We start from the raw sequence: 15,747 nt of genomic DNA on the forward strand, positions 1-15,747 counted from the left end.
ATGGATACGATGCCGATAGCCAAGACCGACGCCCTTTCCCGCCTTCAAAGCGCCGGACGCTATGCGCTGGAGCTTGAAGCCGTCAGCCGCCATTTCGGCGCGCTGGTAGCACTGGCCGACATCAACATGACGGTCAGGGCCGGGGAGCGGCGTGCGGTTCTGGGATCGAACGGGGCCGGCAAGACCACCCTGTTCAACGCGATCACGGGGGATTTCCCCCCGACCACCGGCCGTGTCCGCCTGTTCGGTGAGGACGTGACGGATCTGCCCGCCCATGAGCGGATTCGTCGCGGCCTGCGCCGCACCTATCAGATTTCCCTGCTGTTTCATGGGCTCAGCGTCATAGACAACATTTATCTCGCCTGTCGCGGGGTCGGCCGAGGCCGTTTCTCCCTGTGGCGGCCCAAGCGGGACGACGCGACGATGCAGATGGCCGAAACCCTGTTGGCGGCGGTCCATCTGGAGGCGGTGCGCGAGACGCAGGTGGCGACCCTCAGCTATGGCCAGCAGCGCCAGCTGGAGATCGCCCTTGCGCTCGCGGGCGCCCCGCGTCTGATCCTGTTCGACGAGCCGGCGGCCGGCCTGTCCCCGACAGAACGGACGGAGTTGATCGAAATCCTCCAGTCGCTGCCGGACCACATCGGATACATCATCATCGAACACGACATGGATGTGGCACTGCGCGTGTCCGAAAGCGTGACCATGATGCACAACGGACGCATCTTCAAGGAAGGCACCCCTGCCGAGATCGAGAGCGATCCGGAAGTCCAGGAACTCTATCTGGGGCAAGGTCATGGCTGACCGGAACCGAAACCGCCCCAGTGCTTCCGAGGTCCTTCAGATCCGCGACCTGCACGTCTATTACGGCCAATCTCACGCGTTGCAGGGTGTCGATCTGACACTGGAGCACGGCGTCCATTCCGTGGTCGGGCGCAACGGCATGGGCAAGACGACCCTGTGCAATGCGATCATGGGCCTGCAGCCGGCGCGGCGCGGTTCCATCCGGTTCAAGGGCGAGGAACTGATCGGCCAGCAGCCCTACAAGATCGCCGGCAAAGGCGTCGGCTACACACCGCAGGGCCGCCGGCTTTGGCCGTCCCTGACCGTCGACGAGCACTTGCGTCTGGCCGATACCGGCAGCGGCGCCTGGACCATCGATCGGATCTACGACACCTTCCCGCGCCTTGCCGAACGACGCCGCAATGGCGGTGGTCAGCTGTCCGGCGGCGAACAGCAGATGCTGGCGATCTCCCGCGCGTTGCTGCAGGACCCGCAACTGCTGGTCCTGGACGAGCCGACCGAGGGCCTCGCCCCCGTCATCGTCGATCACGTCGAGCAACTGCTGTCGACCCTCGCCGAGGAAAGCGATGTCGCGATCCTGCTGATCGAACAGAACATCTCGGTCGCGACGTCGATCTCGGAAGATGTCGCGATCATGGTAAACGGCCGGATCAGCCGCGTCATGCCGGCAAAGCAGTTGGCCAATGATCGTGCGTTGCAGGAACGCCTGCTGGGTGTCGGCCGCCATTCCCACGACGATATGGAAGTCGACGTTCCGGCTTACGAACCGCCGCAGGACGCGCCCGCCGAACCGGAACATCCGGCAGAAGCCGCGACACCGAAAGACGACGCGGCCGAAAAACCGAAAAGCTTCGTCTATGTGCCGCCGACCCGCTGGTCCAGCGCCGGCTGGAAGGAAGACAAGGCCGCAACCGCGCCGGTAACAAAACCGGCCAATCCGCCAACCCGCCCCTTCGATGCCGCGCCCGAACCGATTTATCGCGAGAAGCCGACCGCGCTCGACGCACTGCGCGGCGATGATGTGCTGGTTGTCGGGACCTTCGACACCAAGGGTGCGGAACTGCGATACATCCGGGACTGCATTGCAGAACAGGGGCTGCGCATTCGCACGGTCGACCTTTCCACATCCGGAAAGCCTTCGTCCGCGGACATTCCCCCGCATGTCATCGCGGCCTATCACCCACGCGGGACCACCGGCGTCTTTTCCGGAGACCGTGGCGCCTCTGTCCGCGCGATGGCCGAGGCGTTCGAGAGATGGATCGTCCGGCAGCACGGAATTGGCGGCATCATATCGGCGGCCGGATCCGGCGGGACCGCCCTTGCCACGCCGGCGATGCGGCGCCTTCCGATCGGCATTCCGAAAGTGATGATCTCCACCATCGCATCCGGCGATGTCGGCCAGTATGTCGGCCCATCCGACATCATGATGATGTACCCGGTGACCGATGTGCAGGGCCTGAACCGCATTTCCAGACAGGTTCTGCGCAATGGGGCGACGGCGCTGGCCGGCATGGTCCGCCATGCGCAGGTCAAGAAGACACAGAAAGCCGACAAACCGGGCCTGGGCCTGACCATGTTCGGCGTCACGACGACAGCCATCCAGCAGATATCCGAGCAACTGGAAGACAGCTATGACTGCCTCATATTCCACGCCACCGGCGTCGGGGGCCGCTCGATGGAGAAACTGGCCGACAGCGGGCTTTTGTCCGCGGCTGTCGATCTGACCACGACCGAAATATGCGACATGATGTTCGATGGGGTCTTTGCGGCTGATGAAGACCGGTTCGGCGCCTTCATCCGAACCCGTATTCCTTATGTCGGCTCTGTCGGCGCCCTGGACATGGTGAATTTCCGCGCGCCCGAAACTGTGCCGGAGAAATACGCATCCCGAACCTTCGTCGAACACAATCCTCAGGTCACGCTGATGCGCACCACGGCGGAGGAAAACGCGAGGATGGGCACCTGGATCGCCGAGCGGCTGAACCAGATGACCGGTCCGGTACGCTTCCTGATCCCTGAAGGGGGCGTGTCGGCTTTGGATGCGCCAGGACAGCCCTTCCATGACCCGGAAGCCGACAAGGCCCTGTTCGACGCCATTACCCGAACCTTCCGGGAAGAAGGGAACCGGCGGCTGATCCGCCTGCCCCATCACATAAACGATCCGGCCTTCGCCACGGCGACGGTCGAAGCCCTGAACGACATCAATCCGATACGGAATGCAACGGAGAGGACGGCCCGCCATGCCGCGATTTGAACGAAAAGACCTTCTGGCGAAGTTTCAGGACATGAAAGCGCGGGGCGAGCCGATCGTCGGCGGGGGCGCCGGGACGGGCCTGTCCGCGAAATGCGAGGAAGCGGGCGGGATCGACCTGATCGTGATCTATAATTCCGGGCGCTACCGGATGGCCGGACGCGGATCGCTGTCCGGACTGATGGCCTATGGCAATGCCAACGAGGTCGTCATGGAAATGGCGCATGAGGTCCTGCCGGTCACAAAGAAGACTCCGGTCCTTGCGGGGGTCAACGGCACCGACCCGTTCTGCATCTTCGATCACTACCTGGACCAGGTGAAGGCAATCGGCTTTTCCGGCATTCAGAACTTTCCGACCGTCGGTCTGATTGACGGGACGTTCCGGGCCAATCTGGAAGAAACCGGCATGTCCTACGGCCAGGAGGTCGACATGATCCGCATGGCCCATGAAAAGGACATGTTCACAACGCCCTATGTCTTCAACGAAGACGACGCCAAGGCGATGGCGAGCGCCGGTGCGGACATCGTCGTCTGCCATCTCGGCCTGACGACGGGAGGCTCGATCGGCGCGGAAACGGCGCTGAAGCTGGAGGACTGCCCTGCCCTGGTGAATTCCTGGGCCGAGGCCGCCCTGTCCGTGAACCCGGATGTCTTGGTCCTGGTCCATGGCGGCCCGGTCGCCATGCCGGCGGACGCCGAATATGTCCTGAAGAACACCGACAACTGCCACGGGTTCTACGGCGCCTCCTCCATGGAACGGCTGCCGACGGAAAAGGCACTGACCGAACAGACAAAAGCGTTCAAAGCGCTGCGAACGGGCTGATAGGGAGGATTGAGACCATGACGACCGGCCTGATCGGATCCATCATTCTCTGGCTGATCATCGCGATCATCGCGATTGTGGTGATCGTTTATCTGTTGAACTGGCTCTACCACCGTTCGACGAAGGAAGTCGCCTTCGTGCGCACCGGCTTCGGCGGCGAGACCGTGGTGATAAACGGCGGGGCTTTGGTCCTGCCGATCATTCACGAGGTGACGCCCGTCAACCTGAACGTCGTGCGCATTCCAGTCGCCCGAAAGGAAGACAGCGCGGTCATTACCAAAGACCGAATGCGGGTTGATATCGAGGCCGAATTCTTCGTCCGCGTCATTCAGAAGCCCGATGCCGTCGCGGCCGCCGCCTCCACTCTGGGCCGGCGCACCATGGACCGTGACAGCCTGGCGGACCTGCTGAACGGGAAGTTTGTCGGCGCCCTGCGCTCCGTCGCGGCGGAGATGACGCTGGACGAGATGCATGAGAAGCGCGGCGACTTCGTCTCCATCGTCGAAAACCGGGCTGCCGAAGCCCTGGCTCGCAACGGGCTGGAGCTGGAATCCGTCGCCATCACCGACCTGGACCAGACGGACCTGGAATACTTCAACCCTGCCAACCGCTTCGATGCCGAAGGTCTGACGCAGTTGATCGAGACCATCGAGTCGCGCCGCAAGCTGCGCAACGATATCGAGCAATCGTCGATGCTGGCCATCCGCAGCCGCAATCTGGAGGCGGAAAAGGAAACCCTGAAGCTGGAGCAGGAAAGCGAAAGCTCCCGCCTGGATCAGGAACGGGCGCTGGAGGCGCTGCGCGCGGCCCAGCGGATGGAGGTCGTCCGCGATCGCGTCGCCCGCGAGGCGGAGGCCGAGAAATCCCGGATCGCCAGCGAGCGCGAGACCCGGGAGTTCGACATCGAACGTCGCCGTGCGCTGGAGGAAATCGAAATCCGCGCCCAGCAGCAGATCGAAGCCGCCCGCATCGCCCAGGAAGAGGCGTTGGAACAGGCGCGCATCGACCGGGAAAAGCAGATCCGCACCCTGCAGATCAAGCAGCGGCACGAGGTCGAGACGGCGGAAATCGCGTCCTCTGAGGATGTCGAGCGCGCCAAGATCGTGTCCGAACGGCAATTGCGGGAAGCCCGCATCGCGGCGGATGAGGAGACCGAAGCGCGTGAAATCGCCCGCGGTCAGCAACTGGAGACGGCCCGCATAGCCGCCACGAAATCGGTCGAATCCGCCCGGATCGCCCAGGAGCAGATCCTCGACAAGGCCCGGATCGAACGCGACCGCCTGTTGCGCGCGCAGCAGATTGCGCAGCGGCAGTCGCTGGAGGAAACCGAGATTTCCGCCAATGAGGAAATCGAACGGGCCCGCATTGCATCCAACCGCGGCCTGGAAGAAGCCCGAATCCTGCAGGACCGGGACCTGAAGCGTCTGGAAATCGAACGCGCGATGGCTCTGGAGCTTGCGGATATCGAGCGGGAAATCGCCCGTCTGCGCAAGCAATCGGAAGAGGCCGATGTGCGGACCACGACCGAGGCAGCCCGCGCCGAAGCCGTCGCGGCAGAGGAGAAGGTCGCTACAGTCCGCGAGCGGGAAATCGCCGAACGTGTTGCCGCTGTCGACAGGTTGCTGGCGCAGAAAAATGCCGATGCTGCGGTTATCGCGGCCGAAGCGGACAAGATCTCCGCAGCGGTGGCAGCGGAAGCCGAACGCCTGCGCAACGAAGCCGAAAACGTACTCAGCGAAGACGCCCGTGCCGGCCGAATCCGCTCGAAGATGATCGACCGCCTGGAAGGCATCGTGCGCGAGAGCGTCAAGCCCATGGAGAAGATCGACGGCATCAAGATCCTGCATGTCGACGGTCTGACCGGGCATGGCGGAGATGGCGGTCATCGCTCCCCCACCGACGAGGTGATCGAGAGCGCATTGCGCTATCGCGCCCAGGCCCCGCTGATTGACGAAATGATGAAGGAAATCGGCGTCGAGAATGCCGGTGTCGCCAAGATGGGGGACATCTTCCGCTCCGCCAAGGACGCGCAGTCCCTGGCCAAGGAAGCCCAGGCATCCAAGAAGAAAAAGGATGACGACGCATGACCGAGGTCTATGCATCTTCCGTCATCGGCGCACCTGCGGACCAGGTCTGGGCGGCGATCCGCGACTTCAACAGCCTGCCTTCCTGGCATCCAGCCATTGCGGAGAGCCGTATCGAAGGCGGCGCCCCGGCGGATCAGGTCGGCTGCGTCCGGGCCTTCCGCCTGAAGGACGGCGGTTTCATCCGCGAGAAGCTGCTGGCTCTGTCGGACTATGACTTCGCCTGCACCTATTCGATCCTGGAAAGCCCGATGGGTGTCGAGAATTACGTCGCGACCCTGAAGCTGTCGCCGATCACCGATGGCGGGCGCACCTTCGCGGAATGGTCGGCGGAGTTCGACTGCGCCCCGGAGCGGGCAGGAGAACTTACCGATCTGATCGGCAACGGCGTGTTCCAGGGCGGGTTCAACGCGCTGAAGGAACGCTTCGGGGGCTGATGCCATGGTCGCCGTGCGACGCAGCACCATTATCGACGCCCCAATCGCGGCGGTCTGGGAAGTCCTGCGCGACTTCAACGGCCATGACCGCTGGCATCCGGCTGTCCGGCGCAGCGACCTCGAAGAAGGTCGCCGCACGGACCAGATCGGTGCCGTCCGCAATTTCACCCTGGAATCAGGCGACCGCATCCGCGAACGGCTGCTGTCCCTGTCCGACAAGGACAAGCGATTGCGCTACTGCATCGTCGATGCCGATGTACCGCTGCAGAACTATGTCGCCGAAATCGCCTTGAAACCGGTCACGGACGGCAACCGCACCTTCTGGTCCTGGACGTCTAGTTTCGGCACGCCGAAGGGCCGCGAGAACGAATTGGCAAAGCTGGTCGCCGAGGGCGTTTATGAAGCCGGGTTCGATGCCGTGCGTGACCGTGTGGAATCCGCAACGATCAAGTCCCCTGCTGTCCCCGCAATTGCGTCCGGCGCGGCCTTACCGGGCTGTGCCATGATGATCGATCGGCATGGCGGACCGGAAGAACTCCATATGCGGGACATCAGCGCCCCGCCCCCGGGACCCGGTCAGGTCCGTCTGCGCCAGACGGCAATCGGGGTCAACTTTATCGATGTCTATTGCCGCAGCGGCTATTTCGACCTCCTGGAGCCGCCGGGCGCCCCCGGGATGGAAGCGGCCGGCGTCGTGGATGCCGTCGGCCCGGATATACGCCACCTGAAACCGGGCCAGCGCGTCGGCTATGCCTGCGCACCGGTCGGAGCCTACGCCACCGTGCGTACCATGGACGCGGCCTCGGTCGTTCCCCTGCCGGACTTCCTGGACGACCGGCAGGCCGCCGCGATCCTGCTGAAGGGGATGAGCGCGGAGTTCCTGCTGCACCGGGTCCATCCAGTCCGCACGGGCGAGACGGTGCTGATCTACGCCCCGGCCGGCGGCATCGGGCAACTGCTCTGTCGCTGGGCGAACCGGCTTGGGGCGACCGTGATCGGCGCGACCAGCAGCGAGGAAAAGGCGCGGATCGCACGAGCGGCCGGTGCCCATCACGTCATTTTACCGGGCCGCGACAGTCTCGAAAAGCAAGTGCGGGACCTGACCCGGGGACGGGGCGTCGACGTGATCTATGACGCCGTCGGTCGTGATACGTTCGATCATTCCGTCGCCGCGCTGGCAAATTGCGGGCATCTGGTCAGCTTCGGCCAGGCGTCAGGCGATATCGGCCCCCGGGACATCAGCGCCCTGGCCGGCCGATCCGTAACCCTGTCGCGGCCAAATTTCGGCCATTACACCGATACGCCGGCCAAGATCGCGGCCATAACCGGCCGCCTGTTCGACGCCCTGCGCAACGGCGTTCTTCGCGTTGATATCGGGCGCACCCTGCCCCTCAGCGCCGCGGCGGAGGCGCACCGAGCCCTCGAAAGCCGGGAGACGACCGGCGCCACTATTCTGATCCCCGACGATCTGTACGAGAAAGGATAAGACGTATGAAACTGGCCACCTTCGATTGGAACGGGGAACGTCATGTCGGCCGCGTATCGGACGATGGCGGGACGATTACGCGCTTGGACCTGCCGGCCGGTGCCGCCGACCGGGACGGCGTTGCCGCCCTGATCGGATCGGACATGCCCGGCGATGCGGAGAGCTTGTCCGTTTCGGACATCAAACTGGTCGCGCCGGTGCCGCGTCCCCATCGCAACATCTTCTGCGTCGGGAAGAACTACTTCGAACACGCCCATGAATTCGCCTCTTCCGGCTTCGACAGCAGCGCCGCCAAGGGCGCGGTGCCGGAAGCGCCCATTGTCTTCTCCAAACTGCCGGAAAGCGTGATCCCGCACGAAGCCGCCGTGAAAGTCGATGCCGGCGTCACCACCGCAGTCGACTATGAGGCTGAACTGGCCGTGATCATCGGCAAGGGCGGGCGCAACATTTCCAAGGAAGACGCGCTTTCCCATGTCTGGGGCTATACCATCGTCAACGACGTGACCGCCCGCGACCTGCAGGGCCTGCACAGTCAATGGCTGATCGGAAAATCGCAGGACACCTTCTGCCCGATGGGCCCGGTGGCGGTCACCGCCGACGAGATCAACCTGGAAGACACGGCGGTCCGGTGCTGGGTCAATGGCGAACTGCGCCAGGATTCCAACACCAAGCTGCTGATCTTCGATGTACCGACGATCATCGCAGCAATTTCGAACGGCATCACCCTGATGCCCGGTGACGTGATCGCCACCGGCACGCCCGCCGGTGTCGGGATCGGCTTCAAGCCGCCGAAATATCTGACGCCCGGAGACACGGTGCGTGTCGAGATCGCCGGAATCGGCATCCTGGAAAACCCGGTGGAGGCCTATTGATCATGACGGAGGTCCGGTTGGGCAGCATGATCGCGGAACGCTGCGGCAAGGGCCCTACCGTGGTGATGATCCACGGTCTGGGCGGCACGTCAAACACGTTCCAGCCCCAGATAAGCGCGCTGGAAGGATTCGACATCCTGCGCCCCGACCTGCCCGGCGCGGGGCGGTCGGCGCTACGCCCCGGCAAGCCGGGCCTGAAGGCGATGGCGCAGGACGTGAAGGAAATGATGCGTGCGGCCGGGATTTCCCGGGCCCATCTGGTCGGGCATTCCATGGGCACGTTGATCTGTCAGTATCTCGCGGCCGACCGCGACTTTCAGGCCCTCAGCCTGACCCTATTCGGTGCCATTCTGGAACCGCCGGAAGCCGCGCGTGCCGGGTTGAAGGACCGGGCCGTCTCCGCACGCCGGGACGGAATGACCAGCATTGCCGACGCCGTTTCCCAGGCAAGTGTCTCCGTCGCATCCCGCAAAGCGAACCCGGTTGTCCCGGCCTTCGTGCGCGAAAGCCTGATGCGTCAGGACCCCGCCGGTTACGCCGCCCATTGCGAGGCGTTGAGCGGCGCCCAGGCGGCGAACCACGCCGCGATCGCCTGCCCGACACTGATGATTGCGGGCAGCGACGACCCGGTCGCGCCGGTTGCGATGGCGCAGGAGTTGAAGCGCCGCATCACCGGCGCAACGGTCGAGACCCTTTCCGGGATCGGTCACTGGATGACAATGGAAGACCCGCAACGGTCGGCGGACCTGTTGCGGCAACATTTGGACGCGGCCGCGTAAAAGAACGGCCGCCACGAAGGGAGAGAAACCATGGCTGACAACAGTTTCGGAGGCTGGGGCGGATCCGGCGGCGGCGCGCCGCGCAACCCGGAGATCGTCTTCAGCAATGTCCGCATTCTGGACGGCACCGGCGAGAAGCCCTATTCGGGCGAGGTCACCGTTTCGGGCAACCGGATCAAGTCGATCTCGCGATCCGGCGCCGGCGGTTTCGGTTGGAACAGCCAGAGCAATGGCGGCACTCAGCGCATCGACGGTCGGGGCATGACCCTGATGCCCGGCCTGATCGACGCACATCTGCATCTCAGCTGGAACAATGCGCCAGGCATCAACCCGATCCAGATGATGCCGGTCGAGGAGCACATGCTGAACTGCGTCTATATGGCGAAGCTGCTGCTGGATGCCGGGTTTACGGCCGGATATGGCGCGGCAGCCGCAAAGCCGCGCCTGGACGTGGTAATCCGCGACGCCATCCGGGCGGGCAAGGTGCCGGGGCCGCGCTACACCGCCGCCGGTCCGGAGCTGACGTCAGTCGGCGGGCTGGGCGATGCGTCCCTGCCGCATATCCCGCATGAAGGTTTGAACCTGGGTATCGTGGTTTCCGGGCCGGAAGACATGCGTCGCAAGGTACGGGAACTGATGAAATGGGGCGTCGACACGATCAAGATCAACCTGTCCGGTGAGGAAATCACCGGCATGGGCGCCGAGGAAAACCAGTTCAGCGACGAGGAAATCCGCGTCGCGGTCGAGGAAGCGAAGGGTCGTCACCGCCGTCTCGCAGCCCATGCCCGGTCCAAGGAATCCATTCAGCGCTGCGTGAAATTCGGCATCGACATCATCTACCACGCCTCCTTCACCGACGAACAGACGCTCGACATGCTGGAGGCCAACAAGGACAAGCATTTCGTGGCACCCGGCCTCGCCTGGCTGATCAACACGGCGCGCAACGCCGCAGAATACGGCATCAAGCCCGGCACGCCGATGACCGAAGCCTACGAACGGGAACTGGAACACGCGGTCGAATCCATGCGCAAGATGCGCGAACGCGGGATTCGGGTCCTGATCGGCGGAGACTACGGTTTCGCGTGGACACCGCACGGCACGAACGCGAAGGACCTGGAATACTTCGTGGATCTGGTCGGCATGTCCCCGATCGAGGCGATCCAGGCCGGCACCAAGCTGGGCGGCGAGATCATGGGCATGGGCCATGAACTCGGCATGATCAAGGAAGGCTATCTGGCGGACATGCTGTTGGTCGACGGAGATCCCAGCACGGATGTGCGCGTCCTCCAGGACCACAAACGCATTGTGGCAATCATGCAGGACGGCGCCTTTCACAAGGCGCCGTCCGCACAAACCGTTGGGATGAGGTACTAGGCCCAGCGTTACGGCAGGGCGGCGACGATGATGACCTCATAGAGGTATTCCGGCGTCGCCAGCTTTGCCTCGCCGCAGGCGCGGGTCGGGGGATTGCCGGGGGCGACCCAGGCGTCCCAGACCTCGTTCGCCGCCGCAAAGTCCTTCATGTCGGCCAGCCATATGGTGGCCTGCAGCAGGCGGGTCTTATCCGTGCCGGCTTCGGCCAGCAGGGCGTCCACACTTTCCAGCGCGGTGCGGGCCTGGGTCTGAATGTCGGCGCCTGGGGTGCCGACCTGCCCCGCCAGATAGACCACACCATTGTGAATAACGGCCTGGCTCATCCGGGTGCCGGGTTTGATGCGTTTGATATCGCTCATTGGGGTTTCCTCATTTTGGGTCAGTTGGCTCGGAACCGGCGGGGCGACAGAGCCGCGACCGTTTCTGCGGCCAGGGAAGGCGTTCGTCCATTGCACATATCCGCCGCCAGTTGCGACAGCGCGGGCGCGGTCTGGATACCATATCCCCCCTGCCCCGCGAGCCAGAAAAATCCTTCGGCCTCGGGATCGAATCCGACAACCGGGGTGCGGTCGGGCGCAAAAGTCCGCAGGCCCGCCCAGTTGCGGACGACCCTGGTCACTTCCATCGTGACAGCTTGTTCGAAGCGGAACAGACCCTCGGCCAATACCATCTCATCCGCCCAGGCATCGTGCGGCTCGACCGGATCCTCTTCGGCGGGCGACACCATCAGCATCCCGGCCTCCGGCTTGGCGTACCACTGTTCCGACGCGCTGGCGACCAACGGCCAACGGGTGATATTCATCCCGTCCGGCGGCGGTAGAATCGCGGCGGAACGTCGATACGGCGTCAGACCGACCGGCGTCACGCCAGCCAGCCCGGCGACAGTATCGGCCCATGCGCCCGCGGCATTGATCAGGATCGGCGCTTCAAAATCACCGGTCGCCGTCGCGACACGCCAGACACCGCCCGCGCGCTCGATCCTTGCCACTTTGGCGTCGCAGTGGACGTTGCCGCCCCGCGCCTTCAGAAGGCGGGCGTATCCCTGGAACAGTCGGTCGACGTCGATATCGCGGGCATCCCGCTCGATGGCGGCGCCGGCGATGCTTTCCTTTCGAAGGATTGGACACAGATCCACCGCCTCCCGGGCGGTCAGCCGCTCTATACCCTCCGCCCCGTCCAGATAGGCCTCAAGATCCGGCAATTCGTCCTCGGTTGCCACCAGCATTTCCCCGCGTTCGGTCAGGACCGTGCTGTCGGTGATACCTTCCGGATTTTCAAAGACCGGCTCCGAAGCGGCATTCAGGGCACGAAGGGTCGCATTGCCGTAATTCAGGATGAAGATCGCGGCGGAGCGGCCGGTGGCATGGCGCCCGATCGCGTCCTCACTCTCCAGGACCCGCACCGACGCGTCGGCGGCAATCATCGCCCCCGCGCCGATCCCGGCGATCCCGCCGCCGATTACCAAGACATCGCTGCGTTCCGTCATCCGTTGGTGTATCCGTCCAAAAAGCTTTCCAGGTTCAACCCCAACTCATCGCACAGATAGCCACCTTCCTGAACCAGAACGGTGGGTTTGCCCAGCGTTGCGACCTTTGCCCCGATCTTCGCGAAACCGTCTGTGGAGATGCTCAATCCGCCGAACGGGTCGCCTTCATAACCGTCCAGGCCCAGTGCCACGACGATGGCATCCGGCGCGAAAGCTTCTATCCGCGCGACGGCCTGGTCGAGAACCGGCATGTATTCAGCATCCGCGGTCCCACGCGGGATCGGCAGGTTCAGGTTATAGCTCAGCCCCGGCCCCGCACCGCGTTCATCCGCATGCCCCCAGAAGAACGGATAGAACCGGACCGGATCGGCATGGATCGAAACGGTCAGGACATCCGCCCGCTCATAGAATATGCCCTGCGTTCCGTTGCCATGATGCAGGTCGACATCCAGAATCGCGACCCGTTCCATCCGGGTCAGCAGTTCGGCGGCGGCGACGGCGGAATTGTTCACAAAGCAGAAACCGCCTGCCAGGTCCTTGAAGGCGTGATGCCCGGGCGGACGGCACAGGGCATAGGCAGCCCCCTCTCCATCCCTCACGGCCCGCGCCGCACCGACAGCGCAATTTGCGCTCCAATAGATCGACTGCCAGCTTTTCGGTCCGATGGGACACGCCGTGTCCGCCTGGTGATAGCCGGCCTGCCCGACAGCGGAGGCGGGATAGGATCCGTCCCGGCGATCGGGGTGGATGTTCGGGATGACTTCAGGCGATGCGCCGTCGATCCGTTGCCAACGCTCATATATCCCGGACAGGAAGGCGATGTATTCCGGTGTGTGAACGCGCGCGATCGGGCCCAGCCCGTAATCTTCCGGGGCGATCTGGCTCAACCCCGCCGTCCTGGCGCTTTCCAGCAGACGTGTCGCCCGTGCGGGCTTTTCCGGACTGGGCTGCGGCGCCCCGCTGACCAGAAACATCTGAGGATCATGAAGGGTCTGGTCGTCGTGATAGTAAACTTTCATGGCGATACGAACTTTCGCTTTTGAGACATGTATCAGAAGGCGACCCGGTCGCCGCCCTTCAGGTCGAGGCGCGCGCGGGCCTCTTTCGGTGTGGCGATCTCCAGGGACAGGCCTTCGGCAATCTTGCGCACCTGACGCACCTGATCGGCATTCCATTCCGCCAGCTTGCCGGGGCCGATGGACAGGCTGTCCTCCAGCCCGACCCGAACATTGCCGCCGAGCGACAGCGAAACCGCGGCCAGCGGCATCTGGTGTCGGCCGGCGCCCAGAACGGAAAACTCGTAATCCGTCCCGAACAGGCGGTCGGCGGTCTGCTTCATGAAGACCAGGTTCTCACGTTCAGGTCCTATCCCGCCCAGTACGCCCAACACGAACTGGATGAAGAATGGCGCCCGAACCAGCCCCCGGTCCACGAAATGTTTCAGCGTATAGAGGTGGCCAACGTCGTAGCATTCGAACTCGAACCGCACGCCCATTCCGGTGCCCAGACGATCCAGCGCCGTTTCGATGTCGCGGAACGTGTTCTTGAAGATGAAGTCACGGGTGGATTCCAGGAAGGGCTCTTCCCAGTCATGACGAAACTCCTGGATACGATCCAGGGCGGGGTACAGGCCGAAATTCATCGACCCCATGTTCAGCGAGCACATCTCGGGCGCATGGGTCAGTGCGGCCGCCATGCGTTCCTCCACCGTCATGGTCGCCCCACCACCGGTGGTGATGTTCACCACCGCGTCGCATGCCTGCTTGATGCGCGGCAGGAAGGCGCCGAACAGTTCGGGATCCGGGCTGGGTCGTCCGTCCTGCGGGTCGCGGGCGTGCAGATGCAGGATCGACGCGCCGGCCTCCGCTGCGCCGATGGCGTGCTGGGCGATTTCATCCGGGGTGACAGGCAAATGCGGCGACATGCTGGGCGTATGGACCGAGCCGGTGACCGCGCAGGTAATGATGACGGAACGGGCCATTACGTGCCGCCGTCCAGTCCGGCCCTTGCCGCAAATGCCGTGATGGCGTCATCCAGCTTTGACAGGATTTCCGAGAGGTGACTGTCATCCATGATCATCGGCGGGCAGACCAGGAAATGATCACCGGCGATGCCGCCACGGGTGCGCCGCGAATAGATGATCAGACCGCGCTTATAGGCTTCCTCAACCAATTCAACATGGGCGTTCAGTGCGGTGGGAAGCGGCGCCATCGTGGCGCGGTCCGCAACCAGTTCAAAGGCCAGCAGCAGCCCCTTGCCCCGAACATCGCCGATGAAGGAATACCGCTGCATCAGGCCTTCCAGGCCCTCTTTCAGCTTGGCGCCCATGATCTCGGCATTGCACACGAGCCCCTGACGCTCAATCTCGTCCAGCACGGCCAGCCCTGCGGCACAGGCAAGCGGGTTGCCGGCATAGGTATAGCCATGGATGAAACCGCCGGAATCCAGGACCGGCTCGACCAGCTTCCGATCTGCTACCATCGCCCCGAGCGGCGCATAGCCCGCGGCGAACCCTTTGGACAGTGCAACGATGTCCGGCTTCGCATCCGGCCAGTGATCAGCCCCCAGGAAACGCCCGGTGCGACCGGCACCGGTCATGACCTCGTCATAGATCAGCAGAATGCCGAACTCGTCGCAGATTTCGCGAATGCGCGGCAGGTAGCTGTCGGGCGCCACCAGCGCCCCGGTCGACGCCCCACCGATCGGTTCGACAATGAATGCCAGGACCGTTTCCGGCCCTTCCTGCAGGATGCGGTCGCGCAGCATGTTGGCATAGCGCACCCCGCGATCCGCGTCCGACAGATTGTCCCGATCCAGATAGCAGGTCGGCGCCGGAATCTTCGGCATCTCCCGCATCATCGGCGCGAAGGGGGCCGACATGGTGGCCATGCCGGTCAGCGACAGCGCCCCCAGGGTCGAGCCATGATAGGACGGGAAACGCGAAATCACTTTCCAGCGCTGCGGCTCGCCGACGGCAATCGTGTATTGCCGGGCCAGTTTGATACAGCTTTCCACCGCTTCCGACCCGCCGGATACGAAGAACACGCGATCCAGACCGTCGGGCATGTACTGCGCAGTACGGGCGGCCAGCTTCTCTGCCGGCTCGTTCTCGAAATGCAGACGATAGCCGAAGGTCGCCTTTTCCATCTGGCGGCGCATGGCCTCCAGGACATTCGGGTTGGAATGACCGATATTGGCGACCATGGCTCCGCTGGACCCATCCAGATACGCCTTGCCGTCCGTGTCATAGAGATAGACGCCTTCGCCCCGATCCAGCATCGGCCGGCGCTGTCGGCTTTGATAGAAAAGATGCGACGGCGGTCGCGCCAGGGGTTCGCTCATCTTGTCCTCGAC

14 protein-coding genes are annotated in these 15,747 nt (G+C 63.8%); 9 read left to right on the plus strand and 5 right to left on the minus strand.

The window, feature by feature from the left end; translation table 11 throughout:
- Nucleotides 1-9 precede the first annotated feature (9 nt).
- Genes R8L07_00530 through R8L07_00570 form a run of 9 tightly spaced genes read left to right on the plus strand, consistent with a single transcriptional unit; the run spans nucleotide 10 to nucleotide 10,907 of the window.
- Nucleotides 10-801 carry an ABC transporter ATP-binding protein gene (locus R8L07_00530; protein ID MDW3203997.1) on the plus strand — a complete coding sequence of 264 codons (792 nt, stop codon included), beginning with the start codon at nucleotides 10-12 and terminating at the stop codon, nucleotides 799-801.
- On the plus strand, nucleotides 794-3,055 hold the full coding sequence (locus R8L07_00535; protein MDW3203998.1) for an ABC transporter permease: 2,262 nt from the start codon (nucleotides 794-796) through the stop codon (nucleotides 3,053-3,055). Before R8L07_00530 ends, R8L07_00535 begins: the two co-directional genes overlap by 8 nt.
- The gene (locus tag R8L07_00540) at nucleotides 3,042-3,875 is read left to right on the plus strand and encodes a phosphoenolpyruvate hydrolase family protein (protein ID MDW3203999.1); all 834 of its coding nucleotides are present in this window, start codon (nucleotides 3,042-3,044) and stop codon (nucleotides 3,873-3,875) included. Before R8L07_00535 ends, R8L07_00540 begins: the two co-directional genes overlap by 14 nt.
- A gap of 17 nt (nucleotides 3,876-3,892) precedes the next feature.
- Nucleotides 3,893-5,962 (plus strand): flotillin domain-containing protein, encoded by a 2,070-nt coding sequence (locus tag R8L07_00545; GenBank protein MDW3204000.1) that lies wholly within the window; start codon nucleotides 3,893-3,895, stop codon nucleotides 5,960-5,962.
- Nucleotides 5,959-6,396, plus strand: coding sequence for an SRPBCC family protein (locus tag R8L07_00550; protein ID MDW3204001.1), 438 nt, complete (start codon nucleotides 5,959-5,961; stop codon nucleotides 6,394-6,396). Before R8L07_00545 ends, R8L07_00550 begins: the two co-directional genes overlap by 4 nt.
- A 4-nt stretch (nucleotides 6,397-6,400) precedes the next feature.
- Nucleotides 6,401-7,882: an SRPBCC family protein gene (locus R8L07_00555; protein ID MDW3204002.1), complete on the plus strand. Its 1,482-nt coding sequence runs from the start codon at nucleotides 6,401-6,403 to the stop codon at nucleotides 7,880-7,882.
- Nucleotides 7,883-7,887: 5 nt separating this feature from the next.
- On the plus strand, nucleotides 7,888-8,754 hold the full coding sequence (locus R8L07_00560; GenBank protein MDW3204003.1) for a fumarylacetoacetate hydrolase family protein: 867 nt from the start codon (nucleotides 7,888-7,890) through the stop codon (nucleotides 8,752-8,754).
- Between the two features lie 2 nt (nucleotides 8,755-8,756).
- Nucleotides 8,757-9,533, plus strand: a complete 777-nt coding sequence (locus R8L07_00565; GenBank protein ID MDW3204004.1) for an alpha/beta hydrolase — start codon at nucleotides 8,757-8,759, stop codon at nucleotides 9,531-9,533.
- 30 nt (nucleotides 9,534-9,563) lie between these two features.
- Nucleotides 9,564-10,907 carry an amidohydrolase family protein gene (locus tag R8L07_00570; protein MDW3204005.1) on the plus strand — a complete coding sequence of 448 codons (1,344 nt, stop codon included), beginning with the start codon at nucleotides 9,564-9,566 and terminating at the stop codon, nucleotides 10,905-10,907.
- 8 nt (nucleotides 10,908-10,915) lie between these two features.
- Here R8L07_00570 and R8L07_00575 read toward each other — a convergent pair whose 3' ends face one another.
- From R8L07_00575 to R8L07_00595, 5 genes are read right to left on the minus strand one after another with little or no spacing between them, the layout of a single operon-like run.
- On the minus strand, nucleotides 10,916-11,266 hold the full coding sequence (locus R8L07_00575; GenBank protein ID MDW3204006.1) for a RidA family protein: 351 nt from the start codon (nucleotides 11,264-11,266) through the stop codon (nucleotides 10,916-10,918).
- Nucleotides 11,267-11,286: 20 nt separating this feature from the next.
- On the minus strand, nucleotides 11,287-12,393 hold the full coding sequence (locus tag R8L07_00580; protein MDW3204007.1) for an FAD-dependent oxidoreductase: 1,107 nt from the start codon (nucleotides 12,391-12,393) through the stop codon (nucleotides 11,287-11,289).
- The gene (locus R8L07_00585) at nucleotides 12,390-13,412 is read right to left on the minus strand and encodes a histone deacetylase family protein (GenBank protein ID MDW3204008.1); all 1,023 of its coding nucleotides are present in this window, start codon (nucleotides 13,410-13,412) and stop codon (nucleotides 12,390-12,392) included. The genes R8L07_00580 and R8L07_00585 overlap by 4 nt, the downstream gene beginning before the upstream one ends.
- Before the next feature lie 32 nt (nucleotides 13,413-13,444).
- Nucleotides 13,445-14,374 (minus strand): 3-keto-5-aminohexanoate cleavage protein, encoded by a 930-nt coding sequence (locus R8L07_00590; GenBank protein MDW3204009.1) that lies wholly within the window; start codon nucleotides 14,372-14,374, stop codon nucleotides 13,445-13,447.
- The gene (locus tag R8L07_00595) at nucleotides 14,374-15,735 is read right to left on the minus strand and encodes an aspartate aminotransferase family protein (GenBank protein ID MDW3204010.1); all 1,362 of its coding nucleotides are present in this window, start codon (nucleotides 15,733-15,735) and stop codon (nucleotides 14,374-14,376) included. Before R8L07_00595 ends, R8L07_00590 begins: the two co-directional genes overlap by 1 nt.
- Nucleotides 15,736-15,747: the final 12 nt, after the last annotated feature.

The organism is Alphaproteobacteria bacterium (genome assembly GCA_033344895.1).
Classification (GTDB): Bacteria; Pseudomonadota; Alphaproteobacteria; order UBA8366; family Aestuariispiraceae; genus Pacificispira.